This window comes from Ruegeria sp. BHSA118, from assembly GCF_059613405.1.
Map to the genome: position 1 here is coordinate 60,057 of NZ_JBXWSM010000002.1, position 25,729 is coordinate 85,785.

Annotated in this window: 30 protein-coding genes; 13 read left to right on the top strand and 17 right to left on the bottom strand. The window is 57.7% G+C overall.

The annotated features are described in order from the left end of the window. The first annotated feature begins 64 nt into the window (after positions 1 to 64). Complete coding sequence (locus AC2FNN_RS01075) at positions 65 to 1,279, top strand: DegT/DnrJ/EryC1/StrS family aminotransferase (RefSeq protein ID WP_496755998.1); 1,215 nt, start codon at positions 65 to 67, stop codon at positions 1,277 to 1,279. 64 nt (positions 1,280 to 1,343) lie between these two features. Here the strand turns inward: AC2FNN_RS01075 and phaR are convergent, their stop codons facing one another. From phaR to AC2FNN_RS01090, 3 genes are all read right to left on the bottom strand, one after another. Beyond that, positions 1,344 to 1,895, bottom strand: a complete 552-nt coding sequence (gene phaR / locus AC2FNN_RS01080; RefSeq protein WP_171115229.1) for a polyhydroxyalkanoate synthesis repressor PhaR — start codon at positions 1,893 to 1,895, stop codon at positions 1,344 to 1,346. 135 nt (positions 1,896 to 2,030) lie between these two features. After that, positions 2,031 to 2,477, bottom strand: a complete 447-nt coding sequence (locus tag AC2FNN_RS01085) for a phasin family protein (RefSeq protein ID WP_171228035.1) — start codon at positions 2,475 to 2,477, stop codon at positions 2,031 to 2,033. A gap of 130 nt (positions 2,478 to 2,607) precedes the next feature. Then, positions 2,608 to 4,410, bottom strand: coding sequence for a PHA/PHB synthase family protein (locus tag AC2FNN_RS01090; protein ID WP_496756000.1), 1,803 nt, complete (start codon positions 4,408 to 4,410; stop codon positions 2,608 to 2,610). A gap of 111 nt (positions 4,411 to 4,521) precedes the next feature. Here AC2FNN_RS01090 and phaZ point away from each other — a divergent pair, with 111 nt between their 5' ends. Together phaZ and AC2FNN_RS01100 are read left to right on the top strand one after the other, a co-directional pair. Next, positions 4,522 to 5,793, top strand: coding sequence for a polyhydroxyalkanoate depolymerase (gene phaZ / locus AC2FNN_RS01095; protein WP_496756002.1), 1,272 nt, complete (start codon positions 4,522 to 4,524; stop codon positions 5,791 to 5,793). After that, positions 5,793 to 6,386 carry a DUF6151 family protein gene (locus tag AC2FNN_RS01100; protein WP_496756003.1) on the top strand — a complete coding sequence of 198 codons (594 nt, stop codon included), beginning with the start codon at positions 5,793 to 5,795 and terminating at the stop codon, positions 6,384 to 6,386. Before phaZ ends, AC2FNN_RS01100 begins: the two co-directional genes overlap by 1 nt. Here the strand turns inward: AC2FNN_RS01100 and AC2FNN_RS01105 are convergent. The 4 genes from AC2FNN_RS01105 to AC2FNN_RS01120 all read right to left on the bottom strand — a co-directional run bounded on the left by AC2FNN_RS01105 (position 6,383) and on the right by AC2FNN_RS01120 (position 9,576). Further along, positions 6,383 to 7,093 (bottom strand): alpha/beta fold hydrolase, encoded by a 711-nt coding sequence (locus tag AC2FNN_RS01105; protein ID WP_496756004.1) that lies wholly within the window; start codon positions 7,091 to 7,093, stop codon positions 6,383 to 6,385. The two genes, AC2FNN_RS01100 and AC2FNN_RS01105, sit on opposite strands and share 4 nt — an antisense overlap. A gap of 84 nt (positions 7,094 to 7,177) precedes the next feature. Continuing rightward, complete coding sequence (locus AC2FNN_RS01110) at positions 7,178 to 7,792, bottom strand: hypothetical protein (protein WP_496756099.1); 615 nt, start codon at positions 7,790 to 7,792, stop codon at positions 7,178 to 7,180. A gap of 42 nt (positions 7,793 to 7,834) precedes the next feature. Beyond that, on the bottom strand, positions 7,835 to 8,827 hold the full coding sequence (locus tag AC2FNN_RS01115) for an alpha/beta hydrolase (protein WP_496756006.1): 993 nt from the start codon (positions 8,825 to 8,827) through the stop codon (positions 7,835 to 7,837). Then, complete coding sequence (locus AC2FNN_RS01120; RefSeq protein WP_496756007.1) at positions 8,827 to 9,576, bottom strand: alpha/beta fold hydrolase; 750 nt, start codon at positions 9,574 to 9,576, stop codon at positions 8,827 to 8,829. Before AC2FNN_RS01120 ends, AC2FNN_RS01115 begins: the two co-directional genes overlap by 1 nt. A 211-nt stretch (positions 9,577 to 9,787) precedes the next feature. On the opposite strand from AC2FNN_RS01120, the gene thrS reads away from it, so the two are divergent. The 5 genes from thrS to AC2FNN_RS01145 all read left to right on the top strand — a co-directional run bounded on the left by thrS (position 9,788) and on the right by AC2FNN_RS01145 (position 14,472). Beyond that, entirely contained in the window at positions 9,788 to 11,746 is a 1,959-nt protein-coding gene (gene thrS, locus AC2FNN_RS01125; protein ID WP_496756008.1) for a threonine--tRNA ligase, read from the top strand. A gap of 221 nt (positions 11,747 to 11,967) precedes the next feature. Further along, on the top strand, positions 11,968 to 12,270 hold the full coding sequence (locus AC2FNN_RS01130) for a BufA1 family periplasmic bufferin-type metallophore (protein WP_171631275.1): 303 nt from the start codon (positions 11,968 to 11,970) through the stop codon (positions 12,268 to 12,270). A 71-nt stretch (positions 12,271 to 12,341) separates the two neighbouring features. Beyond that, complete coding sequence (bufB, locus tag AC2FNN_RS01135; RefSeq protein WP_496756009.1) at positions 12,342 to 13,199, top strand: MNIO family bufferin maturase; 858 nt, start codon at positions 12,342 to 12,344, stop codon at positions 13,197 to 13,199. Continuing rightward, positions 13,196 to 13,957 carry an HvfC/BufC family peptide modification chaperone gene (locus AC2FNN_RS01140; protein WP_496756010.1) on the top strand — a complete coding sequence of 254 codons (762 nt, stop codon included), beginning with the start codon at positions 13,196 to 13,198 and terminating at the stop codon, positions 13,955 to 13,957. Before bufB ends, AC2FNN_RS01140 begins: the two co-directional genes overlap by 4 nt. Next, the gene (locus tag AC2FNN_RS01145; protein WP_152458485.1) at positions 13,954 to 14,472 is read left to right on the top strand and encodes a DoxX family protein; all 519 of its coding nucleotides are present in this window, start codon (positions 13,954 to 13,956) and stop codon (positions 14,470 to 14,472) included. Before AC2FNN_RS01140 ends, AC2FNN_RS01145 begins: the two co-directional genes overlap by 4 nt. 1 nt (position 14,473) lies before the next feature. On the opposite strand, the gene AC2FNN_RS01150 is transcribed toward AC2FNN_RS01145, so the two are convergent. Next, positions 14,474 to 14,842 (bottom strand): hypothetical protein, encoded by a 369-nt coding sequence (locus AC2FNN_RS01150; protein ID WP_496756011.1) that lies wholly within the window; start codon positions 14,840 to 14,842, stop codon positions 14,474 to 14,476. A 40-nt stretch (positions 14,843 to 14,882) separates the two neighbouring features. Beyond that, positions 14,883 to 15,200 (bottom strand): ArsC/Spx/MgsR family protein, encoded by a 318-nt coding sequence (locus tag AC2FNN_RS01155; RefSeq protein ID WP_496756012.1) that lies wholly within the window; start codon positions 15,198 to 15,200, stop codon positions 14,883 to 14,885. A gap of 214 nt (positions 15,201 to 15,414) precedes the next feature. Between AC2FNN_RS01155 and AC2FNN_RS01160 the strand changes: the two genes are divergently transcribed. Next, a complete protein-coding gene (locus tag AC2FNN_RS01160; RefSeq protein WP_152458488.1) occupies positions 15,415 to 15,621 on the top strand; it encodes a cold-shock protein in 207 nt (68 codons plus the stop codon). 364 nt (positions 15,622 to 15,985) lie between these two features. On the opposite strand, the gene thyX is transcribed toward AC2FNN_RS01160, so the two are convergent. Next, complete coding sequence (gene thyX / locus AC2FNN_RS01165; RefSeq protein WP_152458489.1) at positions 15,986 to 16,894, bottom strand: FAD-dependent thymidylate synthase; 909 nt, start codon at positions 16,892 to 16,894, stop codon at positions 15,986 to 15,988. A 175-nt stretch (positions 16,895 to 17,069) separates the two neighbouring features. Between thyX and AC2FNN_RS01170 the strand changes: the two genes are divergently transcribed. Together AC2FNN_RS01170 and AC2FNN_RS01175 are read left to right on the top strand one after the other, a co-directional pair. Then, entirely contained in the window at positions 17,070 to 17,498 is a 429-nt protein-coding gene (locus tag AC2FNN_RS01170; protein ID WP_496756013.1) for a VOC family protein, read from the top strand. Next, positions 17,495 to 18,196 carry a DUF1194 domain-containing protein gene (locus tag AC2FNN_RS01175; RefSeq protein WP_496756014.1) on the top strand — a complete coding sequence of 234 codons (702 nt, stop codon included), beginning with the start codon at positions 17,495 to 17,497 and terminating at the stop codon, positions 18,194 to 18,196. Before AC2FNN_RS01170 ends, AC2FNN_RS01175 begins: the two co-directional genes overlap by 4 nt. A gap of 117 nt (positions 18,197 to 18,313) precedes the next feature. On the opposite strand, the gene AC2FNN_RS01180 is transcribed toward AC2FNN_RS01175, so the two are convergent. The 3 genes from AC2FNN_RS01180 to AC2FNN_RS01190 all read right to left on the bottom strand — a co-directional run bounded on the left by AC2FNN_RS01180 (position 18,314) and on the right by AC2FNN_RS01190 (position 19,535). Beyond that, on the bottom strand, positions 18,314 to 18,811 hold the full coding sequence (locus AC2FNN_RS01180; RefSeq protein WP_299894401.1) for a MarR family winged helix-turn-helix transcriptional regulator: 498 nt from the start codon (positions 18,809 to 18,811) through the stop codon (positions 18,314 to 18,316). A 77-nt stretch (positions 18,812 to 18,888) separates the two neighbouring features. Further along, positions 18,889 to 19,113 carry a succinate dehydrogenase assembly factor 2 gene (locus AC2FNN_RS01185; protein ID WP_496756101.1) on the bottom strand — a complete coding sequence of 75 codons (225 nt, stop codon included), beginning with the start codon at positions 19,111 to 19,113 and terminating at the stop codon, positions 18,889 to 18,891. A gap of 29 nt (positions 19,114 to 19,142) precedes the next feature. Then, positions 19,143 to 19,535, bottom strand: coding sequence for a helix-turn-helix domain-containing protein (locus AC2FNN_RS01190; protein ID WP_496756016.1), 393 nt, complete (start codon positions 19,533 to 19,535; stop codon positions 19,143 to 19,145). 92 nt (positions 19,536 to 19,627) lie between these two features. On the opposite strand from AC2FNN_RS01190, the gene AC2FNN_RS01195 reads away from it, so the two are divergent. Both AC2FNN_RS01195 and AC2FNN_RS01200 read left to right on the top strand, forming a co-directional pair. Next, positions 19,628 to 20,830, top strand: a complete 1,203-nt coding sequence (locus AC2FNN_RS01195) for a pyridoxal phosphate-dependent aminotransferase (RefSeq protein ID WP_496756018.1) — start codon at positions 19,628 to 19,630, stop codon at positions 20,828 to 20,830. 2 nt (positions 20,831 to 20,832) lie between these two features. Then, positions 20,833 to 21,234: a hypothetical protein gene (locus AC2FNN_RS01200; protein ID WP_480618113.1), complete on the top strand. Its 402-nt coding sequence runs from the start codon at positions 20,833 to 20,835 to the stop codon at positions 21,232 to 21,234. Here the strand turns inward: AC2FNN_RS01200 and AC2FNN_RS01205 are convergent. The 4 genes from AC2FNN_RS01205 to AC2FNN_RS01220 all read right to left on the bottom strand — a co-directional run bounded on the left by AC2FNN_RS01205 (position 21,231) and on the right by AC2FNN_RS01220 (position 25,699). Beyond that, the gene (locus AC2FNN_RS01205; protein WP_371807885.1) at positions 21,231 to 22,589 is read right to left on the bottom strand and encodes an MATE family efflux transporter; all 1,359 of its coding nucleotides are present in this window, start codon (positions 22,587 to 22,589) and stop codon (positions 21,231 to 21,233) included. The genes AC2FNN_RS01200 and AC2FNN_RS01205 overlap by 4 nt on opposite strands. A gap of 119 nt (positions 22,590 to 22,708) precedes the next feature. Further along, on the bottom strand, positions 22,709 to 23,632 hold the full coding sequence (gene ppk2 / locus AC2FNN_RS01210) for a polyphosphate kinase 2 (protein ID WP_152458496.1): 924 nt from the start codon (positions 23,630 to 23,632) through the stop codon (positions 22,709 to 22,711). A 263-nt stretch (positions 23,633 to 23,895) separates the two neighbouring features. Next, the gene (locus AC2FNN_RS01215; protein ID WP_496756019.1) at positions 23,896 to 24,504 is read right to left on the bottom strand and encodes a carboxymuconolactone decarboxylase family protein; all 609 of its coding nucleotides are present in this window, start codon (positions 24,502 to 24,504) and stop codon (positions 23,896 to 23,898) included. Between the two features lie 223 nt (positions 24,505 to 24,727). Then, entirely contained in the window at positions 24,728 to 25,699 is a 972-nt protein-coding gene (locus tag AC2FNN_RS01220; protein ID WP_496756020.1) for a LysR family transcriptional regulator, read from the bottom strand. Positions 25,700 to 25,729: the final 30 nt, after the last annotated feature.

The window sequence follows — 25,729 nt, forward strand, 5'->3', positions numbered from 1 at the left end:
GGGGCTTGGATTGCCTTCTGAATATCTTTATCTTTCCCAAAGATAGAATTCGGGAATTCCAAATATGACGCTGCCACCCAACGTTCACGACGCCGAACCCATCCCTGCTGCCGCCAAGGACGCGATCGAGGCCCTGATGCAATCAGGTGACCTGTTCCGCTATACCGCACCGCAGGACGCCCCGGTGGCCCTGCTGGAAGCCGAGTTCGCGGAATTGTTGGGTACGAAATACGCCTTGGCGGTGTCGTCCTGCTCGGCCGCGCTGTTTCTGTCGCTCAAAGCGCTGGGCCTGCCCCGCGACGCGCGCGTTCTGATCCCCGGCTTCACCTTCGCTGCCGTACCGTCGTCGATCGTCCATGCCGACTGCATTCCGGTTCTGTGCGAAGTGGGTGAAAACTATCGCATCAACATGGCCGATTTCGAGGCCAAGCTGGACAACGTTCAGGCGGTCATCATCAGCCACATGCGCGGGCATACATCCGACATGGATGCAATCATGGCCTTGTGCGACGCACGTAACATTCCGGTGATCGAGGACGCCGCGCATTCGCTGGGCACCACTTGGCATGGCCGCAATATCGGTACGATCGGAAGGGTCGGATGTTTCTCGTTCCAATCCTACAAGATGATCAATGCTGGCGAAGGTGGCATCCTGATCACGAATGATGCGGATCTTGTCGCGCGTGCCGTCATCATGTCGGGCGCGTATGAACACAATTGGAAGAAGCACAAAGGTCCGCAGGGCGACAACTCACCCGAACTGGAAGAGGCCTTTGCCCGCTGGCAGAACAAGCTGCCGCTGTACAACCTTCGCCTAAGCAACCTCAGCGCCGCCGTGATCCGCCCTCAACTTCCGGAACTGGCACGCCGTGTCCGCGATGGCCTGGCAAACCACGATTACGTGGCCGGTCGCCTGAACACCTCGTCTCATATCGAGGTTCCCGCCCCGCTGCCCCCCGAGCAGCGTGCGCCGGATTCGATCCAGTTCAATCTTGTCGGAATGCAGGAACATGAGATCCGCGCCTTTGCCGCCGCGTCCGAGGCACGCGGCGTCAAGGTGCAGGTTTTTGGTCTGAGCGAAGACAACGCCCGCGCCTTCTGGAACTGGCAATTCCTTCCGGAAACTTACGACCTGCCCAAGACGCGCGACATGCTGATGAAGGCCTGTGATGTCCGCCTGCCCGTCCGCCTGACCCGCGAAGAGCTGGACGTGATCGCAGACATCCTGCTGGCATCGGTTGGCGAAGTGACAGGTCCGATGCCGGTTTACGGCACGTAAGACAGCGGCACTTTGAACAAGAAAGGCCCGCAAAATGCGGGCCTGATTCTTTGTTTGGAACGGATCAGTTCAGCTTGGACAGTTTTTGCTGCAACTCGGCCAGCTGTTTCTTGATGTCGTCCAGATCCTCTTTCGGTTCGGACTTTTCCTCTTCCTTTTCCGGGCTGGACCATCCGCTGGACAGCCCGCTGGTCATCGCCTTCAGGAAAGCCTGTTGCTGCGCCTGCAACGCGTCAAAACCCGGCATCTGAGACATCGGATTCATCGCGCTCATGTTTTCCATCATCTTGTTTTGGCTTTCACGCAGCATCTCGAACGAGCTTTGCAGAAACTGGGGCATCATCCCCCCGCCCGGCAGCATGTAACTGCGCACCAGATCATTCAGTACATTCACCGGCAGCACATTTTCACCCCGGCTTTCATGTTCGGCAATGATTTGCAGAAGATACTGGCGAGTCAGGTCATCGCCGGTTTTCAGATCAATGATCTGCACTTCTCGCCCGTCGCGGATGAACCCCGCGATATCTTCGAGCGTCACGTAATCGCTGGTCTCGGTATTGTACAGTCGACGGCTGGCATAGCGCTTGATAAGCAGCGGTTTTTCTTGGTCCGACACCGGGTTCCCTCCCCAAGGATGATGCGTTGCAGCACAGGTTATGCGAGTGCAGCACAAAAAGAAAGGGCAGGTCAATGGACCTGCCCAACGCGATTGCACCTAATGGGAGGGTTGGGTGCGCTTCGCGGACGTTTCTTACTTTGCAGTTGCAGCTTTCTTGGCTGCGGTGGTGACCTCGTTGGTCGCCTTTTTGACAGCAGCGGTTGCTTCTTCTGCTGCGTCTTTGCCAGCAGCCATCAGCAGCTCGACGGTTTCGGTCTGAACTTTTTTCGCGATTTCAGCGAAAGCGGCCAGGTTTTCAGCTGCAACTTCAGCCGACGCGCTTGCGAAGTCGGTTGCGGCTTTTGCGTAGTCGGCAGGCTCTGCCTTGGCTTTCGACATCTCGCTCAGCTTGGCCAGGGTGTCCTTGGTCCATTTGTTCGAGATCTCGGCCGATTTCTCAGCAGCGTCCAGAGCAACGCCCGACAGCTTCTCGTTCAGCGAAGCGGTCGATTTGAATGCGCCTTCCATTGCGGTGGTGTCCACCGGAAATGCACCCATCATGTCTTTCATGATCGCGGTAAAGTCTTGGGTCTTTGCCATTGTCCTAATCCTTTTAGCCGGTCCGGGCCCACCCCGGGTTTCATCAGCTTGAGGACAATATGATTGCTGCACCGCAGCATTGCAAGTTTTTTCTTGCTGCGGCGCAGAATTTTTAAGTTTCAAAATGAAATCAGTCGTTTGGTTTCGCCACAACGTAAGTCCCGGGTGCGGATGCAAGGCTCGGGTGCTTCGAATCACCCGGTTCACGGGCCGGAACCTGCTTGCCGGACCGCTTCTTCAACCACGCGTCCCACATGGGCCACCATGATCCTTCGTGAAAATCAGCTTCTTTCAGCCAGGTGCTGGCATCCGACTTCATATCCGGATTTGTGTAGTGGCCATATTTCTTCTTGCTAGGCGGGTTCACGATACCCGCAATATGCCCCGATTCTGAAACCACGAAGGTTTTGGACCGCGAGCCCATTCTCTGCACGCCGCGGTAACAGTCTTTCCATGCCGCGATGTGGTCGGTTTCGCAGGTTATGGCCATCAGCGGCACATCCACGTCTTCGAGTTTCAGCTTGTGCCCCATCAACTCGAACCCGTCGGTCGCGAACTCGTTGCGCTGGCAGAGGCCTCGCAGATATTCCACGGCCATTTTTGCTGGCAGGTTTGCACCATCGCCGTTCCAGTAGAGCAGATCAAAGGCCGGAGGCACTTCCCCCATCATATAGCTGCGAATGGCCGGGCCATAAATCAGGTCGCGTGACCGCAGGAACGACATCGTGCGCGCCATGATCCACGACCGCAGAACGCCCTCCTTTTTTACTTCCTCTTCGATTCCGTCGATGAAGTCGTTTTGCAGGAATGGCGTAAACTCACCCTGATCGGAAAAATCCGTCAGTGCCGTGAACAGCGTCGCGGATTTGACCGATTTGTCGCCACGCTGTTTCAGCAAGGACAAGGTCAGGCTCAGCGTTGTGCCTGCGATGCAATAGCCCACTGCGTTGACCTGTTTGACCTTGCAGATCTTCTTGGCCGTTTCGATTGCGGTCAGGAAACCGTCCTGAATATAGTCTTCCATACCGGTTTCGGCATAGCTTTCATCCGGGTTCACCCAGCTTACGACCAACAGGGTATAGCCCTGTTCGGTGATCCATTTGATCAAGCTGTTCTGGGCTTTCAGATCCAGAATATAGAACTTGTTGATCCAGGGCGGGAACAGAACGATGGGCGTCTCGTAAACCGTTTCAGTCACCGGCTTGTACTGAATCAGCTCCATCATCCGGTTGCGGTATATAACCTCGCCCGGCGTTGTCGCCAGGTTTCCACCAACCTCGAACGCGCTTTCATCCGCCAGTTTGACGACCAACTCGCCATCATTGGCCTCAAGGTCTGAAACAAGGTTCTCCAATCCTTGGATCAGCGACTGGCCTTCGGTCTCGACCGCCTTTTGCAGGGCATCCGGGTTGGTCGCCAGAAAATTCGTGGGCGCCATCATGTCGATGATCTGCTGCGAGAAATACTGTAGGCGTCGTTTGTCCTTGGCATCCAGATCATCGACCGACGAGACAGCCTGCGCGATCGCTTCCGCGTTCGTCAGGTATTGCTGCCGGATCAGTCGGAAATAAGGGTTTGTCTCCCAAAGAGGATTGGAAAACCGCTTGTCGCCGGGCTTGGCTTCCTCGGTTTCCACCTCTCCGGTCGTCAGCGCTTTCTGTGCTTCGGCAAAGTTGAGAACCGACTTGCCCCAGAATTCTATCTGTTGCTCCAACAACTTGGCGGGATTTTGCCATGCCTCGGCCCAATAGGCTGTTGCTGCTCGTGCGAAAAGCTCTTGATTCGGGCCGTCCAGCGCGGGCGTGTGCGACTTTTTTGACGCCATGATCTCGACCAGGCGCTTCGCGAGCTGCTCGACCTTTTCCATATTTTCTTTAATGCGTTCAATATGTTCTTCGGACACGTCCGGCATTTGGTCTTCACTTGTTGTCATTTTAACAATTCCACCCTAACCTCGCTGCCATGCAGAATAACGTCGTGGGTGCTGGGGGGCAAAGCGGCGAATGGTCCGAACTCTCAGGCTGACACTCAGGAGGCCCCATTTATGCGCTACATGATGACCTACGACCTTATGGAGTCCATGCGTAACACCAACCAATGGCTTGGTGCAACCGCAAGCGCGATGGCGTCCTACCCCCTGTTTTCCATGACACCCAACCCGGCGTTCAGCTGGATGGCCGCATGGGGTGAAGTCACCGAACGGACCTTCCAGCGAATGGTCGTCAAACCTGACTGGGGCATTCGAACCTTTACCTGCGAGGACGGAAAGGACCATCTGGTCGAGATCACGACCGTTCTGGAACGCCCCTTCGGTGATCTGGTTCATTTCCGTGTCAACGGCCGGGAAGAACAACCGCGCAAGGTTCTGCTGGTTGCGCCCATGTCCGGCCATTACGCCACGCTGCTGCGTTCGACTGTCAAAAGCCTGCTGGTCAATTGCGAAGTTTACATCACCGATTGGCATAATGCGCGCGATATTCCTGTGTCTGCCGGCAAGTTCGATGTCGAAGATTATACGCTCTACCTTGTAGATTTCATGAAGGAACTGGGGCCGGACACGCATGTCGTGGCGGTTTGTCAGCCCGCCCCGCTGACATTGGCGGCCACCGCCTATCTGGCCGAGGTCGAGCCCAAGGCTCAACCCAGTACCCTGACACTGATTGGCGGGCCGGTCGACCCGGACGCGACTCCGACCGATGTTACCGACTTTGGACGCCGTGTGACGATGGGTCAGCTGGAAGAAACCATGATTCAACGGGTCGGATTCAAGTACAAAGGTGTCGGGCGTATGGTCTATCCCGGCCTGCTGCAACTGGCCTCGTTCATGTCGATGAACGCCGATCGCCACTCCAAGGCGTTTTCCGATCAGATTCAGCGTGTTATCCGCAACGAAGCCTCGGATCTGGATGCCCATAACCGTTTCTATGACGAATATCTTGCGGTGATGGACATGACGGCCGAGTTCTATCTTTCGACGGTCGAACGCGTGTTCAAGAACCGCGAGATCGCACGCAACGAATTTGTTGTCGCCGGCCACAAGGTGGATATCGGCAAGATCACGGATGTTGCGGTGAAATCGGTTGAAGGTGCGAATGACGATATCTCGGCGCCCGGTCAATGTATCGCTGCCCTGGACCTGTGCACCGGTTTGCCAGACAGCAAAAAGGCCAGCCACGTAGAACCCGGCGCGGGCCATTACGGCATTTTCGCGGGCCGCAGCTGGCGCGACAACATTCGCCCGCTTGTGATTGATTTCATGAACGAAAACAGCCGCAAGAAACCTCACCGCGCAGCGAACACCAACAAGGTCGCCTGATGAACATGGGCGGGCCGGCACATGGTGGACTCGCCTTTTCCTGCAATTGTGGCCAGTTGAAGGGTCAAATCTCGGGCCGGGGCGTTCGGCTTGGAACCCATGTCGAGTGTTTTTGTCATGACTGCCACGCCGCGCAGCTGTATTTCGGGCAGCCCGACCCGGCCCCCGGCCCGGTGGACATCTTCCAGATGGCACCGGATGAAATTGAAATCACCACCGGAGGCCAATTCCTTTCGGCCATGAAACTTGGCCCAAATGGTATGCTGCGATGGTATGCCAACTGCTGCAACGCCCCGCTGGCGACGACGCCACGGACTGCTCGTTTGCCCTTTGCAGGGTTTATCGTCGGCAGGATTACCGGTGATGTTTCTGTATTGGGGCCGGTCACGACCCGTGGGTTTGTCCCTCGACCCGATGGAAAACAAAAACACGAAAAGGTCAGGTTTGCGGCGTTTGGCCTTTTGCGCCGCGCCCTGCAATCGCGCCTGTCAGGACGCTGGAAGAATACGCCGTTCTTCGACCCTGAAACCGGCGAGCCTGCGGCCGTACCGAATGTCATTTCGAAAGACGAACGCGCGGCGCTTTACCCCTAGACAAACCTTTGCGGGATATTCAGCCAGGTTTCCAAGGCTTTGTTCACGGCATCGGGCGCTTCGAGCGGCAGAAGATGTCCGGCATTTTCGACGATCTCCAACGCAGATTCCGGTATCAGGTCAGACATGAAAGAATGCCGTCTGACCGGGGTCAGCGTGTCATGGGCACCGCACATGATCAAAGTGGGGACTTTGATGCGGCGCAACGATCCCTGTTGGTCTGGTCGGCGCTGCAAGGCACGCATTTGGCGCACGAATGTTTCGGCGCCCAGATCATTCGCCATTGTCAGAAGATCATTCAGAATCGGGATTCGCCTGGGCCCCGGCGCCAAAGTATCGGTGCCGACCAGTTGGCGCATGACCTCTTCCAGCCGCCCACCCAGGGCCCCGATGATCAGGTCCTCGCGACTGGCCGCGATCTGAGGTGTATCCGCCTGTGCGTCCGTCGACATCAGACACAGGCGCGTCACCCGTTCCGGTGCCCGCCGGGTCAGTTCCAGCCCCACCACACCGCCCATGCTCAGCCCGGCCAATGCAAACCGATGTGGAAGCTGATCCAACAGCCCCGAGGCGATCTCTTCAATTCGCTCGCCTCCGGAAACAGGTGCAACAGTGACAGGCCGTGACCGTGACAACACCTCGATCTGAGGTCGAAACAGCCGGGCATCACACATCAACCCAGGCAACAACACCAGCGGTTCGTTCACGCGGGGGCTCCATCTGCTCGGTTTTCCGAGTCCTTCCACTTGTTGTCAGGATGAGAGTTTTACCGCAACCGGGCAAGGAAAACTTCACGGGTAGGCGATGGCCCGAAATGCTGGGAAATCGGCGTAACGGGCTTGCCGGGCCGCAAGGTCTTCACCGGGTTCAGTGCCGGGCTTCAACAAACATCCACGCGGAGCAATATAGCTGTCGATCCGGCGATGCGGCCTGGGCCGCCACACAAGGTTGAACGCACAGAGCTTGGGGAAGAACCAGATTTCGGAATACGCCAGATGATCGTGCATCCACCACGCCAGATCCCGCCAGTCCCTGCCTTGCGCATATTGATCCGCAAACCACGGGATAACGATGGAGGCCCCGGCGATCCGCGCATCCCCTTCCCCGCGATCCCAGATGTGGCATTCCAACGGGTGATCGTTTCGCGCGCAGTTCAGCTTGTTTTCATTGCCAAACCGGTTCAAGGATGATGAACGATAACCCGACCTGACAGCAACCCGGCCAAATGTCTCCTCCAAAGGGTCAAGAAGGGTTTCGCAAAAGGCGCGGCCTGTTTCGATCGCCAGATCCGGGTTGTCCGGAATATTCTGCTTTTGGTGGAAGTTGCCGATTTCCGAATACAGAAAATCGCGCATGAAGAAGTGCCGGGACAAGCGGACACGCCCCAGGGTCTCAAGGCTCCACATGCTGCCCGGCTTACGCATCTTACATCCTTTTCCAGTAAGGGTTTATTCCACTCCCAAGCCCTTCAGCCACTCCAGAATGCCAGCAACGGCAGCATCGGTTTGACCCGGCGACATCAACCGCCCCGCGATAACATGCGAAGACGGATCGTCACCCGGCCCCATCGTCACCAGCCTGACCGTTGCCGGAGCGCCCCAGACCTCGGCAACCTTGTGCGTCCGGTCCGGCCGCACAACCTGATCATCATCCGAAAACCAGAACAAGGCGGGGATCTGAGCGTCAGAGAAATCCAGCGCATAGACCGTATCCACCAGCACGGACATCGGCACGACGGCTTCCCACGGGTAGACCGACGTCCAGTACCTGTTCTTCTCTGGGTCCGGACCTGACACATCGCGTTCTTGCCCCATGAGAACGGGCAACCAGCTTCTTGCCCAAGGCAACGAAGGCACCCACGCCGCGACGGTATTCACACCAAAGTTCGGAGAGACAAAAACAATGCCGACCACATCCTGGCTGAGGTCGGCATCCAACGCAGCGGCCGCCGCCAGCGTTCCTCCGGTCGACGTGGAAATGACGATCACCTTTTCCCCGACCGCACGCGCCGCTGCCAGCCCTTCGGCAGTGTCCTGCATCCAGCCCGAGGCCGTACCCTCGGCCATTGCCGGCCCATCCCGACCGTGACCTTGCAACCGCGTGTAGACCAGATTGGCGCCCAAAGCATCAGCCACCAGATCAGGCACGGGGCGGATTTCCTCAGAACTTGCTGAAAAACCGTGGATGTACAGAACAGAATAAGGCGTGCGCTGTTCCTTGAACCCGTCCTGCCAGACCACGCGCTTTTCGACGCCCGGAACGATGTCATCATAGGCAGACTCGGTGCTTTCAAAATAAACCTGAACACCTTCACCAAATTTCCGAGAATCAAAGGTCGGGTGCAGGTTCACTTCCTCGCGCGGGCCGAACAAGAAGACCAGACCGCCAAGAACAACCAGCGCCAGAAGCGCGCGCCCCAGGAACCAACCAAAGCGCCGCATCAGGCTTCTCCCAACACATCAAGAACCGCGGTCTCGATCAGGCCCAGGCACTTCTCGTCCGAGAAGCGATGATCAGCCCCCTTGACCAACAGCAGCCGCATGTCAGGGCCCGCAGCATGTTCCAGCAGCCGCACGGCTGTTTCGGTCGATACGGCCGTGTCTGCGGTGCCTTGCAGGAAACGAACCGGGAACGGCAGGTCCAGAGCGCCCCGCAGAACCAAATTCTGGCGTCCGTCTTCGATCATGCGCTTGGTGATGATATAGGGTTCCATATAGTCGGACGGCAGCTCGACATGGCCGACAGTGTCCAGCGCAGCTTTTTGTTCGTCGCTGAGCGAAGCCCAGTACCCGTCCTCCGTGAAATCCGGCGCGGCGGCGATTGTTACCATGCCTGCAATTCGCTCGGGCATGACCTTGGCCAGCAGCAATGCCTGCCATCCCCCCATTGACGACCCAACCACGATCAAGGGTCCGTCCGTCAATGCCTTTACCGCTTCCAATGTGTCCTGATGCCAGTCACCGATACAGCCCTCGGTGAACGCGCCCGAGCTTTCGCCATGGCCGGAATAATCGAACCGCAAGAACGATTGTCCCTGCGCCTGCGCCCAGGCTTCCAGATGCACGGCCTTGGTGCCTTCCATGTCCGATTTGAGTCCGCCCAGAAAAACGATGGTCGGTCCTGCCCCTTCGGTCTTGTGATAAGCCAGTCGCCGCCCCTGCGGCGTCTCCAGAAAATCCGTCGCTGCCATGAAACCCTCTTTCCTTTTCCTGCATCATGCACGCCCCACCCCCGAGTGCAATTCCGCCCACTTCATCTTTTTCCAAATACTCCGGGGAGGGCGAGGGGCTGGCCCCTCGCCCTCACTCTTGACACAGGCCCATCCACCTGCCACATGGGCCGAACACACATAACCCGCAACCGGGCGTTCAGTGGGCGCCAAACCGACGAGGAGAGCCGATATGGCCCTGGATTCTCAATCCGTCTCTCTCACCTTTCCCGATGGCAATGCACGCACCTACGCCGCAGGCGTCACGCCCGCGCAGGTGGCTGCCGACATCTCAACCTCGCTGGCCAAAAAGGCCATCTCGGCCACCGTTGACGGCCAGCACTGGGACCTGCAATGGCCCATCGAATCCGACGCGCAGATCGCCATCCACACCATGAAGGATGAGGCCCAGGCCAACGAGCTGATCCGCCACGATCTGGCCCATATCATGGCGCGCGCGGTTCAGGAAATCTGGCCCGCCACCAAGGTCACCATCGGTCCTGTCATCGAAAACGGCTGGTATTATGACTTCGACCGTGAAGAACCGTTCACGCCGGAAGATCTCGGTCTTATCGAGAAAAAGATGAAAGAGATCATCAACAAGCGTGATCCCGTCACCACCGAGGTCTGGGACCGCGAGCGCGCGATCGAGTTCTACAAGGCCAACAACGAGCCCTACAAGGTCGAGCTGATCGAGGCTATTCCCGGGGATGAGCCGTTGCGTATGTACTGGCACGGCCACTGGCAGGATCTGTGCCGAGGTCCGCACCTGCAACATACCGGGCAGGTTCCGGGGGATGCGTTCAAGCTGATGTCCATCGCCGGCGCCTATTGGCGTGGCGACAGCGACCGCGCCATGCTGCAACGCATCTATGGCGTGGCCTTCACCGGAAAGGAAAAGCTGAAAGCGCACCTGCACATGCTGGAAGAGGCAGCCAAGCGCGACCATCGCAAGCTGGGCCGCGAGATGGACCTGTTCCACATGCAGGAAGAGGCCCCGGGCCAGATTTTCTGGCACCCCAACGGCTGGACGATCTACACCCAGTTGCAGGACTACATGCGCCGCCAGCAGCGCAACGGCGGCTATGTCGAGGTCAACACGCCGCAGGTTGTGGACCGCAAGCTGTGGGAAGCATCGGGCCATTGGGACAAGTATCAGGAAAACATGTTCATCGTCGAAGTGGACGAGGAGCACGCCCGCGAAAAGGCGATCAACGCGCTCAAGCCGATGAACTGCCCCTGCCATGTGCAGATCTTCAATCAGGGCCTGAAATCCTATCGCGACCTGCCGCTGCGCATGGCCGAATTCGGGTCTTGCAACCGCTATGAACCGTCAGGTGCGCTGCACGGTATCATGCGTGTTCGCGGCTTTACCCAGGACGATGGGCACATCTTCTGCACCGAAGACCAGATCGAGTCTGAAACCGCAGAGTTCATCCGGTTCCTGTCCCGGATCTACAAGGATCTGGGATTCGAGAACTTCTCGGTCAAATTCTCGGATCGCCCCGAGAAACGGTCGGGGTCGGATGAAGTCTGGGACAAGGCCGAAGCCGCGTTGCTCAGCGCGACACGTGCTGCCGGGATCGAGCCAGAGCTCAACCCCGGCGAAGGCGCCTTTTATGGTCCCAAGCTGGAGTTTGTTCTGACAGATGCGATCGGTCGCGATTGGCAATGCGGTACGCACCAGGTTGACTTTGTGCTGCCCGAACGCCTTGACGCCACCTATATCGGCGCTGACGGCGGCAAGCACCGCCCCGTCATGCTGCATCGCGCGACGCTGGGCTCGTTCGAGCGTTTCATCGGTATCCTGATCGAAGAACACGCCGGCAAGCTGCCCTTCTGGCTTGCGCCGCGTCAGGTCGTGGTTGCGTCCATCACCTCCGATGCGGATGGCTATGTCGCCGAAGTGGTCGAAACGCTGCGCGCCGCCGGTGTGCGGGCCGAAGCCGACATTCGCAACGAAAAGATCAACTACAAGGTTCGTGAACACTCGGTCGGCAAAGTTCCGGTCATTCTGGCCGTCGGCCATCGCGAAGTTGAAGACCGCACCGTCAGTGTCCGGCGTCTGGGCGAAAAACAGACGCAGGTCCAACCGCTTGACGTTGTAACAAACGAGCTGTCGCAGGCAGCCACCCCGCCGGATTTGCTGTAACAATCGGCAGCATATTGCTGTGAATCTGGCCCCCGAATTGGGGCCAGATTGAAACAATTCACTCTTTCTTCATCAAAAACAATGCATTACGCTGCAAGAGGGCACGCCGCCCTTTGACGTGCTTGTGAGACACGGGCTCGTGAATTCAACTCTGTCTATCAAGCTACTACCTTTGTCATTGTCACAAGCAGACATACCCAGTCATCAAGAGGATTACCGAGATGTCGAACACAGCCAAGTCCCTGGTTATCGCAACCGCAGTCGCAGCCGCCGTATCGGGCGCCGCAACCACTGCATCCGCTCAGGCAAAGGAAAAATGCTATGGCGTATCGCTGGCCGGTCAGAATGACTGCGCCGCAGGCCCCGGTACCACCTGCGCGGGCACCTCGACCGTTGATTATCAGGGCAACGCATGGACCCTGGTTGACGCAGGCACCTGCGCGGATATCGAACTGCCCGCACAGGCAGACGGCAGCCCGCGCAAAGGCTCGCTGGAAGCTCTGGATCGCGATCTGCCCGCATAAGAACGGCCTGACGAATTCAGGGGCGGGCACCATCGCCCGCCCCTTCCCTTTCGTGATCAAGGAACTGACCCATGCTGGATGATGCCCATCGGTCGAACCGTCTGCCCGCAGCGCCGGGCGTTGGTTACAAGCCGCAACACTTCGCTCAGATACTTGAACACGCACAGCCCGTCGCATGGTTCGAAATCCATGCCGAGAACTACATGGGCGACGGCGGGCGGCCTCTGGCGCAGCTGCGCCACCTTTCCGAACAATTCCCGATCTCGGTCCATGGCGTTGGCCTGTCCATCGGCGGCGAAGGCGCGCTGGACCCTGATCATCTGGCCCGGCTGAAACATCTGGTGGGCTGGCTGAACCCCGCCAGCTTTTCCGAACACCTGGCCTGGTCCACCCATGACAGCCATTTCTACAACGACCTGCTGCCCCTGCCCTATACCGACGAAACTCTGGCGCGGGTTTGCGATCATATCGATCAGGTTCAGGACACCGTCGGACGGCAGATGCTGTTGGAAAACCCGTCAAGCTATTTGGCTTTCGAAGAAAGCACCTGGTCCGAGCCGGACTTTCTGCGCGAAATTGCACGTCGCTCCGGATGTGGCTTGTTGCTGGATGTCAATAACGTCTTTGTCTCTGCCACCAATCTGGATTTCTCTCCTCAGGGTTACATCGATGCCTATCCACTGGAAAAAGTGGGGGAAATTCACCTTGGCGGTCACGACCAGGATGAAGACGATCACGGCCATCCGCTGCTGATCGACAGCCACGGGCGTGAAGTCGTCGATCCGGTCTGGGCGTTGTTGGACTACGTGTTGGAACGTACGGGGCCTAAACCCGTCTTGATCGAGTGGGACACCGACGTACCCGACTGGTCCATTTTGCGGGAAGAGGCCGTTCGCGCACAGTCCGCCCTGGAGCAGATCCCGGCATGAGCGTTTCGCAATCCGAATTTCGCGCGGCCATGATGGATGCGTCAGCCCCTGTCCCCGAAGGTTTGCTGGACGCCGAGGCGCAGCCAGCCGGTCGTCGGTTCAGCGTCTATCGCAACAATGTCGCCGTGTCCTTGACCGAGGCGATGCATCAGGCGTTTCCAGTCATTACCAAGTTGCTGGGGCCGCAGAATATGGACGGGCTGGCCGGGATATTTCTGCGCCAGCACCCGCCATCATCACCGGTGATGATGTTCTATGGCGAAGCCTTTCCCGAATTTCTGGTGGGAATGCAGCAGCTTTCGCATCTTGGTTACCTGCCGGATGTGGCGCGGCTGGAACTTGCGTTGCGCCACTCTTACCACGCGGCCGACAGCCAACCCGCCCCGGCAGACGCACTGGCCATAGACCCCGAACAGGTCATGCGGGCCCGGCTACGCTTTGCCCCGGCCATGCGGGTGGTGCGCTCGGACTGGCCCATTCACGCGATATGGCGCTTCAACACCGAAACCGACGCGCCGAAACCCGATGCGCAAGCCGAGGATGTTTTGATCACGCGCCCGGAATTCGACCCGGTTGCCCAGTTGCTGCCCGCCGGCGGCGCCGATTGGATCGCCCATATGCAAGGCGGCGACATGATCGGCGAAGCATTTGAAAAAACCGCTGCGGCGCAGCCGGAATTTGACCTTGGAACCACTCTGGCACTGCTTCTGCAGGGCGGTGCAATAACTTCTGTGACTATCGAAAGGCTGGAGACATGACTGCCCTGATCTCACTTCACAACAACGTTCTGGGAAAAGTGGACCTGGCGTCCAACTGGCTTACACCCACGCTGGCGCGACTGGTCTTTGTCGCGGTTCTTCTGGTCTATTACTGGAACTCGGCGATGCTGAAGATCGACGGCTCGATCTTTTCACCTTCGGCCGGTGCCTTCGGTCAGATTTTCCCCAAAGCCGCCGAAGCCGTCCTTTACGACGTATCCCAAATGACATTCTTTCAACGGGTGGTCATTTTCTTTGGCACGGTCGCAGAATTCGTCCTGCCTGCGCTGCTGCTGGTCGGTCTGTTCACCCGCCTGGCTGCCTTGGGCATGATCGGTTTCATCTGGGTGCAGACCCTGGTCGATGTCACCGGCCATGGCGTGAAACTGGGCAGCCTGTTCGACGCGGCGCCATCCATAATGGATCAGCGCACGATGTGGACGTTCCTGATGCTGGTGATCGTGATCAACGGTGCGGGCCCCATCTCACTTGATCGGATCCTGCGTCTGAAGTGACCTAGAAATGCGCTTTGGGCTGGTCCGGTTTACCTGCCGCCAGCCCAAGCACCCCGGCAACCCCGGCAAACGCGATCGGGAACATGGTGAACACACCAAATCCGAATGCGTAATACATCGCCCCCGCTGAAATCAGCAGCAGGATCCCGGCAACAAGGGCGCGTGCGGGCGCCATCGCCCCCCCGGTAATGGCCAATAAAGGCGCAATGATCGACACAGCCTGAATCAGATCAGGGTTGTCTACCTGCCTCAGAACGCCGTCTATCTCGCCGACGTGATCAATGACGACCACCTTCGCATACCCGAAAAAGCCGACGATCATCCCGATCAGCCCGGCAATCACGCCCAAGATCATGGCGGCATTACGCATTGAACGTCCTCACTGTTGCTTGCAGGCACATAAGCATTTCTCAAGAAATGCCAAGCTGCGTGCGAGTTTCCGCGGTCCAGCCAAGAAACAGCTCTCCGTCTTTCTCGATCAACGGGCGCTTCATCAGGGTGGGATGCTGTTTCAAAAGTTCCAAAGGCGCTTTCGCGCGCTGGTTGTCATCCAATCCGCGCCATGTCGTTGATCTGGTGTTGAGCAAAGCCTCGCCGAAGCCAGCAAGAGCCTGCGACAGCACAGCATCCGGCACGCCATCGCTGCGGACATCTATGAACTCTGCGTCTGGTAACGTTTTCAATGCCTTGCGACAGGTGTCACAGGTCTTCAGTCCGTAAAGGCGCATATTTTTGCTGCTCCTGCATTTGATTGCATTTTAGGCAAACTTGCCAGTTTCAGGCGGTTATTCTTGATTTTTTACTTCACCGTGCAATGTTGAAAAAGGCGAAACACACGAATTGGACTGTTCAGCAAGCGCCAAACGGTCGTTTTTGTGGTGACGCTGACCACAGCCCCCACCAATTTGTGGGACAATGCGCAAGTAGAAGGAGACACGGGACATGCCAACCGGCACCGTGAAATGGTTCAATACCACTAAAGGTTATGGTTTTATTGCCCCTGATGAAGGGGGCAAGGATGTGTTTGTACATATCTCGGCCGTAGAACGGTCCGGCCTCACCGGGCTCGCAGACAATCAGAAAGTCTCGTACGAGTTGCAGGACGGGCGCGACGGCCGACAAATGGCTGCGGAATTGAAGCCGTTGTAACGACATCGCCGCTGATCGCGGGATGATTCCATTAAGGATGGCGGCCAATTTCCGGCCGTCAACCACCCCCTACCGGGCCTGTTCCATTACCCGCGCGCGGATTGTTCATTTGCGCGGCGTCAATGATGTATATTCGTTGCGGTGGTGTCGGATACCCCGGCTTCCTGCGGCCAGCCCTTAGCCCGGCCCTAAACCCGGATTTCCCAGGCTTTCATTGTGTGCTTGGGGCGACGCTTGCACGTTGCGACGCCCTTCGTTCCGATTTCAGATCATCGTGCATACGTCGCAAAGCCCACACATTGTCCTGGCGATGGGCCGCTTGGCATAACAATCCGAACAAATTGGCGCCGGGCAAAATCGAATTCTATTTGCGAATGATCTCTTCGAATTCGCGCCACTCCCGAGCCGTCATGCCCGAGCTTTCCTGCGTAACGTCCTCACCCGCCAGCATGCGGCGCAGGCTTTCAACCATCTGAGCGGACAGGTTGACGGCCCCAAGACGATAATCCTCGAATGCTTTGTAGGCAAAGGGCACCCAGTCGGCGACGATCTTGCACATCGTATCAGCGTAAACGCGGATCTCATATTGTGCATGAGGGTCAGCGCGCAGGCGCAGAAAGTGGAACAGGTTGTGCAGATCGACCTTCCAATACCACTGCGTATAGATGTTTGCGGGCAGGTTCATCCGGGCCAGTTCACGTGCCAGCCCCTGTTGCCCGTCCTGGCTGATCATCGACTCGTAATTGTCATAGCACCGTGCGCTGTCGGCCTTGAGAATGTCCAGAACACGCGCGGCCTCTTCACCTTCCAGAGCGGATCCACGGCCCTGATTGTTCACCTCTGATTGGGCGGCCACATGTTCAGGTGCGGGAATATAGAACTCACGATCCAGAATCGAATACCGCGCCGAGTATTCATTTACATTGGCCGTACGGTGCCGAATCCACTGCCGCGCCACGAAGACCGGCAGCTTAACATGCAGTTTGACCTCGCACATTTCGAAAGGGGTCGAATGCCAGTGCCGCATCAGGTACCGGATCAGACCTTCGTCATTCTGAACCGATTTGGTTCCTTTGCCGTAGGACACACGCGCTGCCTGACAGATGGCCGCATCATCGCCCATGTAATCAATCACACGGACAAAGCCGTGATCCAGAACCTGATGCGCGGTGTACAGGTGATCTTCCATTCCCGCTGAAACGACGCGACGAGTGGGATGCGATTGCGCACGTTGCGCTTCGATCTCGGCCTGTTGGTCAGCGGACAGCGGCATCAGGTTTTCCTTTCTGGCAATGAGTCGCCCCCTACTATATCTCGCCAGCCGCAACATCGAAACCGCGATATATGCCGCAACCCACGCAAATTTCAATTCGCCAGACCCGGCGGTCTCGACACACCAGGTCGGCGCGCTAAGCTCTTTGCAAACTGAGTCGAAAAGGATGGCCAAAATGGCGCTGACATATCTTCACACCATGGTCCGCGTGAAGGATCTGGAAAAATCCATGGCGTTTTACAAGCTTCTGGGCCTGAAGGAAACACGCCGCTATGACAGCGAAGCCGGGCGGTTTTCACTGATCTTCATGGCCCCTCCGGGACAGGAAGATGCGCCGATCGAGCTGACCTATAACTGGGACGGCGATGACGACCTTCCCGGCGACAGCCGCCATTTCGGTCACCTGGCATACGGCGTCGACAACATCTACGAGGTTTGCCAGCACCTTCAGGACAATGGTGTTACAATCAATCGCCCTCCGCGTGATGGTCGCATGGCCTTTGTACGCTCACCCGACAACATTTCGATCGAGCTTTTGCAGACCGGCACCGCTCTGGAGCCGAAGGAACCCTGGGCCAGCATGGAAAGCGTTGGCCACTGGTGATCCGGTGGGTCATAACACTTGGGTTGGCCGTGCTGGCCAGCCCGATCAAGGCCGAGCCGTGTCGTCTGGCCCTTGCACTGGCCATGGACATTTCAGTTTCGGTCGATGAGGCCGAGGACTTGCTGCAACGGCAGGGTTTGGCCGCTGCGCTGATCGCACCCGAAGTGCAGGAGGCCTTTTTCTCCTCTCCTATGCCGGTTGCTTTGGCTGTTTACGAATGGAGCGGTCGTTCCACGCAGCATGTCATTTTGAATTGGTTGCTGATAGACGATGTTGCTGACCTGCTTTTCGCCTCTGGTCAGATAAGTGCCTCTGTGCGGTCAGATACCGGTTCAGCGACCGCCATGGGCCATGCCCTGGCTTTCGGGTCAACTTTGATGAGCCAGGCACCCCAGTGCTTGTTTCAAACGATTGACCTGTCCGGAGATGGTTCCAACAATGATGGCTATGGACCACGGATAGCCTATCGGCACTTCTCTTTTCAGAATGTGGTGGTCAATGGCCTCGTGATCAACGCTGCGGATTTTGAAGGCGAACTTTTTCTGATCCCCTTTTTTGAAAACAATGTCCTGCATGGTCCCGGTGCCTTTTTGGAGGTCGCTCAAGGGTTCGAAGATTTCGAACGGGCCATGCGGAAAAAGCTGAAACGGGAATTGAGCGGTTTGCAGATTGGTGCGCTTGATGAAAACCGGCAATAAATCCGCGCCTGAGTGCTGATTTTGCGGGGCTGTTCTCTGGACCGGCATTTGAACAAGGCCGCCAGGCCTGTGCATCAGTGCAGGACGGGCTCGGTTCTGCGCGACGCCCAACCCCGGTCAGTAGATGTATCGGATCTGGTCCGTCCAATACCGCTCCACACGGCGCAGCGACGTGGTGATGTCTTCGATACCTTCCAATTCCAACACGCCCCTGCTTTGCAATCCTTCGGCGTGACGTGCAAACAGGTCGGACACGATGTTGCGGATTTCCCTGCCTCGTGGTGTCAGACGCACGCGGACAGAGCGGCGGTCAATCTCGCATCTCTGATGGTGCATATACCCCATCTCAACCAGCTTCTTGAGGTTGTAGCTGACATTGCTGCCCTGATAGTAGCCGCGGCTTTTCAGCTCACCCGCCGTCACTTCGTGATCGCCGATATTGAACAGCAGCAACGCCTGAACCGCGTTGATTTCAAGCACGCCGACGCGCTCGAATTCATCCTTGATGACGTCCAGCAGCAACCGGTGCAGCCGTTCCACCAGGGCCAGCGCCTCAAGATAGCTGGTCATGAACCCCTTGGCTCCCAGCCCGGAGACCTGCATTTCCATACTCATCCGACCCTCCGATTCAGTCGTGCTGTTTGAGACACGATGACCTGAAAGTCCGAAAAATCGGTTAAGCCGGTATTTTCTTATTTCTGAAAGGTCTGCGCGATGCTTGAGATCAGACTTGCAAACTGCGCAGGTGGCGGCACCTGACCTGTGACCCATTGATAAAGGTCCTGATCGTTTTCGTGCAGCAGCGCGTCAAAGACATCCAGCCCGGCCGCATCCATATCGGCCAGGTTGCGATCAGCGTAAGCGGACAGGATGATGTCCATCTCTTTGATTCCGCGCCGCATGGATCGCATTTTCATTCGCTTGATGCGTACGTCCCGAGGTTCACTCAATTCTTCTGCTCCAGCATCAGACGCATTTTCTTTTCCAGCCGCGCCGCACGTTCAGCGCAAACCCGCATCTCTCCTCGGATGGCGCGCAGTTCGGCCACCGCGGTCGACAGTTCCATACCACCTTCGCCCTCTTCCACCGGGGCATCCATGCCTTCGCCCTCACCGGTCAGCAGCCACATGATCGAGACATTGACCAGACCCGCCATCATCGACAACCGGTTCGCACGCGGTTCGGACAAATCGTTTTCCCAATCTGCAATCGTCGTCTTCTTGACGCCAAGGCGGCGCGCCAGCTCTGCCTGGGTCATTCCGGCCGCTTCGCGCGCGCCTGCCAAACGGTCCCCGAATGTCGCAGACTCAGGTCCATACCAGTCTTTTTCATCATTCATCGGGGTCTCCAATTCACATTGTCCATTCGGCTTGATCGTCATTCCGGCGCACCCTATGACAGTTGGGTTGAACATACAAACCGAGGCCATCCATGAGTTTCCTGTCTGCGACACTGTCACGCGTCAAACCATCGCCCACAATCGCTATGACAGCCAAGGCCGCCGAGTTGAAAGCCTCCGGGCGCGACGTGATCGGCCTGAGCGCGGGTGAGCCGGATTTCGACACCCCGCAAAACATCAAGGACGCTGCCGTTGCAGCAATTGCAGCCGGAAAAACCAAGTACACCGCACCGGACGGCATTCCGGAACTGAAGCAGGCGGTTTGCGCCAAGATGAAGCGCGATCATGGGCTTGACTACACGCCCGCGCAGATCTCGGTTGGAACGGGCGGCAAGCAGACGCTGTACAACGCCTTGATGGCCACAATGAATGACGGTGACGAGGTGATCATCCCCGCGCCGTATTGGGTAAGCTACCCCGACATGGTCTTGCTGGCAGGTGGAACGCCGGTTGTTGTTGAAACGACGCTGGCCAACAGCTTCAAGCTGACGGCCGAGCAACTGGAAGCCGCCATTACCCCAAGGACAAAGTGGTTCATCTTCAACTCGCCCTCGAACCCGACAGGCGCAGGGTACAGCCGGGATGAGCTCAGGGCCCTCACCGATGTTCTGATGCGCCATCCGCATGTCTGGATCATGTCGGACGACATGTATGAACACCTGGCCTATGACGGGTTCGAATTCTGCACGCCTGCCGAGGTGGAACCAGGCCTGTATGACAGGACACTCACCTGCAACGGGGTTTCGAAAGCCTACGCCATGACCGGCTGGCGCATCGGTTATGCGGCCGGTCCGGTCGAACTCATCTCGGCGATGCGCAAGATCCAGTCGCAATCCACCTCGAACCCCTGCTCGATCAGCCAGTGGGCGGCGGTGGAAGCGCTGAACGGAACACAGGATTTTCTGGCCCCGAACAATGAAACGTTCAAACGCCGCCGTGATCTGGTGGTGCGCATGTTGGACGAGATTGACGGTATAACCTGCCCGACACCCGAGGGCGCGTTTTATGTCTACCCCTCGATCGCCGGGCTGATTGGCAAAACAACACCCGCGGGAACCGTCATCGAAAACGATGAAGCCTTTGCCACGGCCCTGCTGGAAGAGGCGGATGTCGCCGTCGTGTTTGGCGCGGCCTTTGGCCTGTCACCCAACTTTCGGGTCAGCTATGCGACGTCCGATGCAGCCCTGACCGAAGCCTGCGCTCGTATACAGCGCTTTTGTGCATCGCTGAGGTAAACATGTCTGCTGACCTGCCCGAATACTATTTTCGCATCCGTGAAAACGGGGCCGCGGTGTTTCGGATCGATACGGAAAACCGCCAGCGCCGGATCGAGATGGACCAGATCGCCGTCATCAACATCCGCAACGGTGAGGTCAAGCCGCACGGGCAACGGGTTTTGTCCGAACGGGATCAGGCAGAGATCGCCCAATGGATGGACGAGCGCCGGGCCATACTGGCCCAGCGCGACATCGACGACATTCACCGCGCGGTCGACCATCTGAATCTGACCACACAGTGGGCGCAGTCCAAGGCAAGCGACGAACAGCTTGAAGATGTGACCGACAGGTTGCTGATGGCGATGCACGATCTGCGCACGGTTCTGGTTCGGAAAAAGGCCGACCGGTTGAGCAAAGACTAGGCAGGTTCCGCCGGCGCCTGCATCTGCCGCACCGAGTGCATCCAGAACCGGGCCATCAGCAGCACCGCCGCAAAAGCCAGGCCAAGCACCAGCCCCAGCCAGACGCCGATGCCGTCCATCTGACGGACGAAGCCGAAATAGTAGGACGCCGGAATTCCCACCACCCAATAGCTGAGCGCCGCCATAACCATGGGTATCTTGGCATCCTGCAAACCACGCAGCAGTCCCAGCGCAATCACCTGCGCCCCGTCGACCAGTTGGAACAGGGCAGCCATGGCCAGCAACCCTGTCCCGATTGCCAGAATTTGTCCGCGCTGCGGATCATCGGCCTCCATGAACAGGGAAATCAGCGGCTCGGCATATGTCAGGAACAGGATGACGGTCACGACGGACATGACCAGCGACATGCCCGTCACGGCAATCGCACCTTTCTCCAGATGCGCCTTGTCCCGGCGGCCCAACGCGTTGCCAGCCCGGATGGTGGCCGCATTTGACAGCCCCAGATGCACCATGAATGTGGCCGACGCCAGATTCAGGGCGATCCCGTGCGCGGCCAGCGGAACCTGACCCAGCCAGCCCATCATCACGGCGGATGTTGCAAACAGCGACACCTCGGCCAGGGTGGTCAGGCCAATGGGCACGCCCAGTTTCCACACGCTGATGAACATTTCCCAATCCGGACGCCAGAAGCGCTGGAACAGGCTGTGTTCCGGCAAGGTCCGGACCACATAGACGACAACCGCGACCAGTGAAACGACCTGCGTCGCGATCGAAGCGATCGCTGCGCCCATCACGCCCAGCTCTGGGGCGCCCCAGTTGCCAAAGATCAGCGCATAGTTGGTAAACCCGTTCACAACCGCCGCCGTAACCGTGATCCACAGCACGATCTGAGTTCGCTCCAGAGCCGCAAGGTAGGATTTCAACACCATCACGATAAGCGCCGGAAACAACCCCCAACCGGCAACACGTAAATATTCCGACGCGGTTTCAGCGATATGCGGCTCTTGTTTCATGGCGATCAGGATCGGATAGGACCACCACAACAACGGCATGACCACCGCAGCGTATAGCAGTGACAACCACAGCCCCATGCGGGTCGAGCGGCGAATGCTGGTTTCGTCCCCTTCTGCCGCTGCGGTGGCAACCATCGGCATGACGGCCCAGCCAAACCCGGCACCAAACAAAAACAGAACGAAATAATAGCTGCTGGCCAGGGTAACCGCCGCCAGCGCCTCGACCCCGTACCAGCCCAGCATGACGGTATCGGTCAGGCCTATGGCGAACTGCGCCAGATGGCCGCCGATCAACGGCAGGCCAAGCACGGCAATTGCCCGAAAGTGGGCCGGATATGTCATCACTTTTGTCATCGCACCAGCCATATGCGCGGGCTTGGCGCGAGACAAGAGAGGATTACCACAATTTCATTTTGAGACTCCGGTGCCCGCTTGCGCGGTCCAGGCGGGCACCGGCGTGATTAACGAGCGTCCGGATGCAGCGCTGTACCCAGAATATGCTCGGATCGGTGAATCACGTGATGCGCCTGCCCCACGATCAACGGATCGGGTTCACCCACAATGTCGTGGTCCTTGCCCGGATAGTCCAGTGTCGACAGGAAATGGCGCATACAATTCAGCCGCGCGCGTTTCTTGTCATTCGACTTGATGATCGTCCACGGCGCGTCCGCGGTATCAGTGTAAAAGAACATGGCCTCTTTAGCTTCGGTGTAATCGTCCCACTTGCTGAGGCTGGCCTTGTCAATCGGTGACAATTTCCACTGTTTCAGAGGATCCGTCTCGCGACTTTTGAAACGACGCTGCTGTTCTTCCTGCGTGACCGAGAACCAGTATTTGTAAAGCTGGATGCCCGAACGTACCAGCATCCGCTCCAACTCTGGCGTTTGCCGCATGAACTCCAGATATTCATTGGGAGAGCAGAAGCCCATCACCCGCTCGACACCCGCGCGGTTGTACCAGGACCGGTCGTAGAACACCATTTCGCCAACCGTTGGCAGTTCCTGAATATAGCGCTGATAATACCACTGCCCCTTTTCTTCCCAAGTGGGTTTATTCAAGGCCACGACCCGGGCCTGACGCGGATTGAGGTGCTCCATGAAGCGCTTTATCGTACCGCCCTTGCCGGCAGCATCGCGCCCTTCGAACAGCAGAACGAAACGCTGCCCGGTTTCCTGCGCCCACAACTGAACCTTCAGCAACTCTGCCTGAAGCTTGGCCTTTTGTTCTTCGTACACCGACCGCGCCATCTTGCGACCATAAGGGTACTTGCCGCTTTCAAACGCCTGCCGGATCTTTTCAGGGCTGGGCTCTGCGACGTCTGCAACCGGCGTCGGCCCGGTCTTGACCTGAGTTGAATTTGTTTCGACCCGAGCAATGGCTTCCATGAAATCTTTCCTTTTCTGTTGTCCCGAAAAGGAGCTAGCAGAAAGGCCAAGGATGCGCTTTGATTGGGGTCAAATAGATGCCTCAAAAACCCATGAATTCCACACCGGATCCGAGGTTCCGATACAAACGCCATTTTTCAAGCTGTGCCCGAGCGGCCCTTGCCTGAATCCTCACTGACATCTTTTTGAACCAGCCTCGGCCAACATGGCCAAAGCTGGCGCCCGTATGGCGAACCGGGTCGCTGATCCCTTTGCTTCAGGCTTTATCTATGCCCCCAATCGTCAGGGTTGTCAGAGTTGTTGGGCGACAGACCCAATTCGTCGCCTTCCGTCGAACATCCCAGCCCCAGAACCGTGCGGTTCGCATAAGAGAAGTAGGAACAGACCTGATTGATCTCGAGGATTTCTCCATCATCCCACCCTGCCGTGCGCAGCGCGATCACATCCGCTTCGACCAGATCGCCCGGATCCTCGGTCAGCTTGCGCGCATAGGTCATGGCCGCCACCTGCGCTGCATCCAACGGGGCGGCTGCCGGATCGCGCGCCTCAATCGCCGCTCGGATCGCGTTTCCCCGTTCTTCGTTGTCCAGCAACCGCTGCAACCCTGCGAAATGGTGTTCGACGCAATATCCGCATCGGTTCAGAGAGCTGACCCACACGCCCAGCACCTCGAGAAACCATTTCGGTATCTTGTTGCCCGAGTGATGCAGTACCGCCTTGTAGATCGCCATGTGCCCTTCCATCGAATGCGGACGCAACGAATGCGCCATCATGATGTTGTCCACATTGTTGTCCGGGCCCGTGACGCGGTCGTAGAGTTTCTTCAGCCTACCTGTGGCCTGCTCGAATGGGATGGTTCTGATCCAGCTCATTTGGCTTCCTGTTGACGTGATTGCCTGTGGTTCCGAGACTAGAAGCGCTTTGAGCCCGAGGCGAGATGAATTCGACACCCTGTCAATAAGAACCCGGACCAGCGCAGACCGCAATTCGAACACCGGCCCGGTGTTCCAAAACACCAACACGGCAAATCCAGTCAAAGCCCTGCGAGCATTCGTCCTCAGCCACCAGCCGTTCGGCAACCCGGTCAGATTGGGGCTAGACGCCCTCTATCTCCATGGTGCGGAACTCATTCTTCAGCCAATTGTGCCGGGCACACATCGGTCTTGTGAAATGCTGACGTATCAATTTGCTCATGGCCTTCTGGATCAGCTGCGACGTCGTTGCCGGGTATACTTCGGTTGTAAACAGCGACACTGTGCGAACGAAGTTGCTGCCGGGAAATGGCATGGCCTTTACGCTGTTATGAAACCTCTGCGTTCGGTGAAAACACGCCGCCGTCGTGATTGCCCAGCCACTGCCCTGCGCGACCAGGCCGATGATGGATTGGTTACACTCCAGTTCAAACCGGTTGGGCAGGCTGAACTTGCTTCGGGCCAGTTGAGTTTCAATCTGCTTGCCGATCACATAGTCACGCGAATACCTCAACAATGGCAAATCGGCATCCGGGTTGAACAGCTCTTCCGGGGACCCTTCGAACTTGTTGGGAACCACGACGATGAAGGGGTCTCTCATCAACGGATATTCGATCAGCCCCTCGGTACGACCCAGCGGTCGTGTGGCGACGCCCACGTCAAGCTTGTGTTCCTGAAGTTTGGCAAGAATTTCGTGGCTTGGGCGCGTGAAATGGCGGAAATTGCACCGCGGCAGAGCCTGCGCCAGAAAACGAACAAGATCGGGCGCGATCTGGTTGTCGAAATCATCGATCAAAGCCAGCCGCAGATCTGTCGCGTGCTGCCAGTTTCCCGTTCGTATCTCGGCCTCACCGCGTTTCAACACAGTCAGACCCTCACGCACATAACGGGCAAACACCTCGCCCGCCGGTGTCAGGCCCATCGGGCGGCGCCCATGGTCGACCAATTCAATACCCAACGCGCGTTCAAGGCTGCGCAGGTGGTTCGAAACCGTGCTGATCGACAAGTCTGTTTCTGATGCGACTTGCTGAATCGATCCGGATTTGGCGATCAGCTGAAACACTTCCAGCCATCGAAGACTCAGAGATTTGGACACGGCAACCGACCATTGTTTCGATTTGTTCGA

Excerpts from the sequence above, each read along its gene's own strand:
- AC2FNN_RS01075 (WP_496755998.1), top strand. The coding sequence starts at position 65 with ATGACGCTGCCACCCAACGTTCACGACGCCGAACCCATCCCTGCTGCC.
- AC2FNN_RS01085 (WP_171228035.1), bottom strand. The coding sequence starts at position 2,477 with ATGGCAAAGACCCAAGACTTTACCGCGATCATGAAAGACATGATGGGT.
- AC2FNN_RS01090 (WP_496756000.1), bottom strand. The coding sequence starts at position 4,410 with ATGACAACAAGTGAAGACCAAATGCCGGACGTGTCCGAAGAACATATT.
- phaZ (WP_496756002.1), top strand. The coding sequence starts at position 4,522 with ATGCGCTACATGATGACCTACGACCTTATGGAGTCCATGCGTAACACC.
- AC2FNN_RS01100 (WP_496756003.1), top strand. The coding sequence starts at position 5,793 with ATGAACATGGGCGGGCCGGCACATGGTGGACTCGCCTTTTCCTGCAAT.
- AC2FNN_RS01110 (WP_496756099.1), bottom strand. The coding sequence starts at position 7,792 with ATGTGGAGCCTTGAGACCCTGGGGCGTGTCCGCTTGTCCCGGCACTTC.
- AC2FNN_RS01115 (WP_496756006.1), bottom strand. The coding sequence starts at position 8,827 with ATGCGGCGCTTTGGTTGGTTCCTGGGGCGCGCGCTTCTGGCGCTGGTT.
- AC2FNN_RS01120 (WP_496756007.1), bottom strand. The coding sequence starts at position 9,576 with ATGGCAGCGACGGATTTTCTGGAGACGCCGCAGGGGCGGCGACTGGCT.
- thrS (WP_496756008.1), top strand. The coding sequence starts at position 9,788 with ATGGCCCTGGATTCTCAATCCGTCTCTCTCACCTTTCCCGATGGCAAT.
- AC2FNN_RS01130 (WP_171631275.1), top strand. The coding sequence starts at position 11,968 with ATGTCGAACACAGCCAAGTCCCTGGTTATCGCAACCGCAGTCGCAGCC.
- bufB (WP_496756009.1), top strand. The coding sequence starts at position 12,342 with ATGCTGGATGATGCCCATCGGTCGAACCGTCTGCCCGCAGCGCCGGGC.
- AC2FNN_RS01140 (WP_496756010.1), top strand. The coding sequence starts at position 13,196 with ATGAGCGTTTCGCAATCCGAATTTCGCGCGGCCATGATGGATGCGTCA.
- AC2FNN_RS01145 (WP_152458485.1), top strand. The coding sequence starts at position 13,954 with ATGACTGCCCTGATCTCACTTCACAACAACGTTCTGGGAAAAGTGGAC.
- AC2FNN_RS01150 (WP_496756011.1), bottom strand. The coding sequence starts at position 14,842 with ATGCGTAATGCCGCCATGATCTTGGGCGTGATTGCCGGGCTGATCGGG.
- AC2FNN_RS01155 (WP_496756012.1), bottom strand. The coding sequence starts at position 15,200 with ATGCGCCTTTACGGACTGAAGACCTGTGACACCTGTCGCAAGGCATTG.
- AC2FNN_RS01160 (WP_152458488.1), top strand. The coding sequence starts at position 15,415 with ATGCCAACCGGCACCGTGAAATGGTTCAATACCACTAAAGGTTATGGT.
- thyX (WP_152458489.1), bottom strand. The coding sequence starts at position 16,894 with ATGCCGCTGTCCGCTGACCAACAGGCCGAGATCGAAGCGCAACGTGCG.
- AC2FNN_RS01170 (WP_496756013.1), top strand. The coding sequence starts at position 17,070 with ATGGCGCTGACATATCTTCACACCATGGTCCGCGTGAAGGATCTGGAA.
- AC2FNN_RS01180 (WP_299894401.1), bottom strand. The coding sequence starts at position 18,811 with ATGAGTATGGAAATGCAGGTCTCCGGGCTGGGAGCCAAGGGGTTCATG.
- AC2FNN_RS01185 (WP_496756101.1), bottom strand. The coding sequence starts at position 19,113 with ATGAAAATGCGATCCATGCGGCGCGGAATCAAAGAGATGGACATCATC.
- AC2FNN_RS01190 (WP_496756016.1), bottom strand. The coding sequence starts at position 19,535 with ATGAATGATGAAAAAGACTGGTATGGACCTGAGTCTGCGACATTCGGG.
- AC2FNN_RS01195 (WP_496756018.1), top strand. The coding sequence starts at position 19,628 with ATGAGTTTCCTGTCTGCGACACTGTCACGCGTCAAACCATCGCCCACA.
- AC2FNN_RS01200 (WP_480618113.1), top strand. The coding sequence starts at position 20,833 with ATGTCTGCTGACCTGCCCGAATACTATTTTCGCATCCGTGAAAACGGG.
- AC2FNN_RS01205 (WP_371807885.1), bottom strand. The coding sequence starts at position 22,589 with ATGACATATCCGGCCCACTTTCGGGCAATTGCCGTGCTTGGCCTGCCG.
- ppk2 (WP_152458496.1), bottom strand. The coding sequence starts at position 23,632 with ATGGAAGCCATTGCTCGGGTCGAAACAAATTCAACTCAGGTCAAGACC.
- AC2FNN_RS01215 (WP_496756019.1), bottom strand. The coding sequence starts at position 24,504 with ATGAGCTGGATCAGAACCATCCCATTCGAGCAGGCCACAGGTAGGCTG.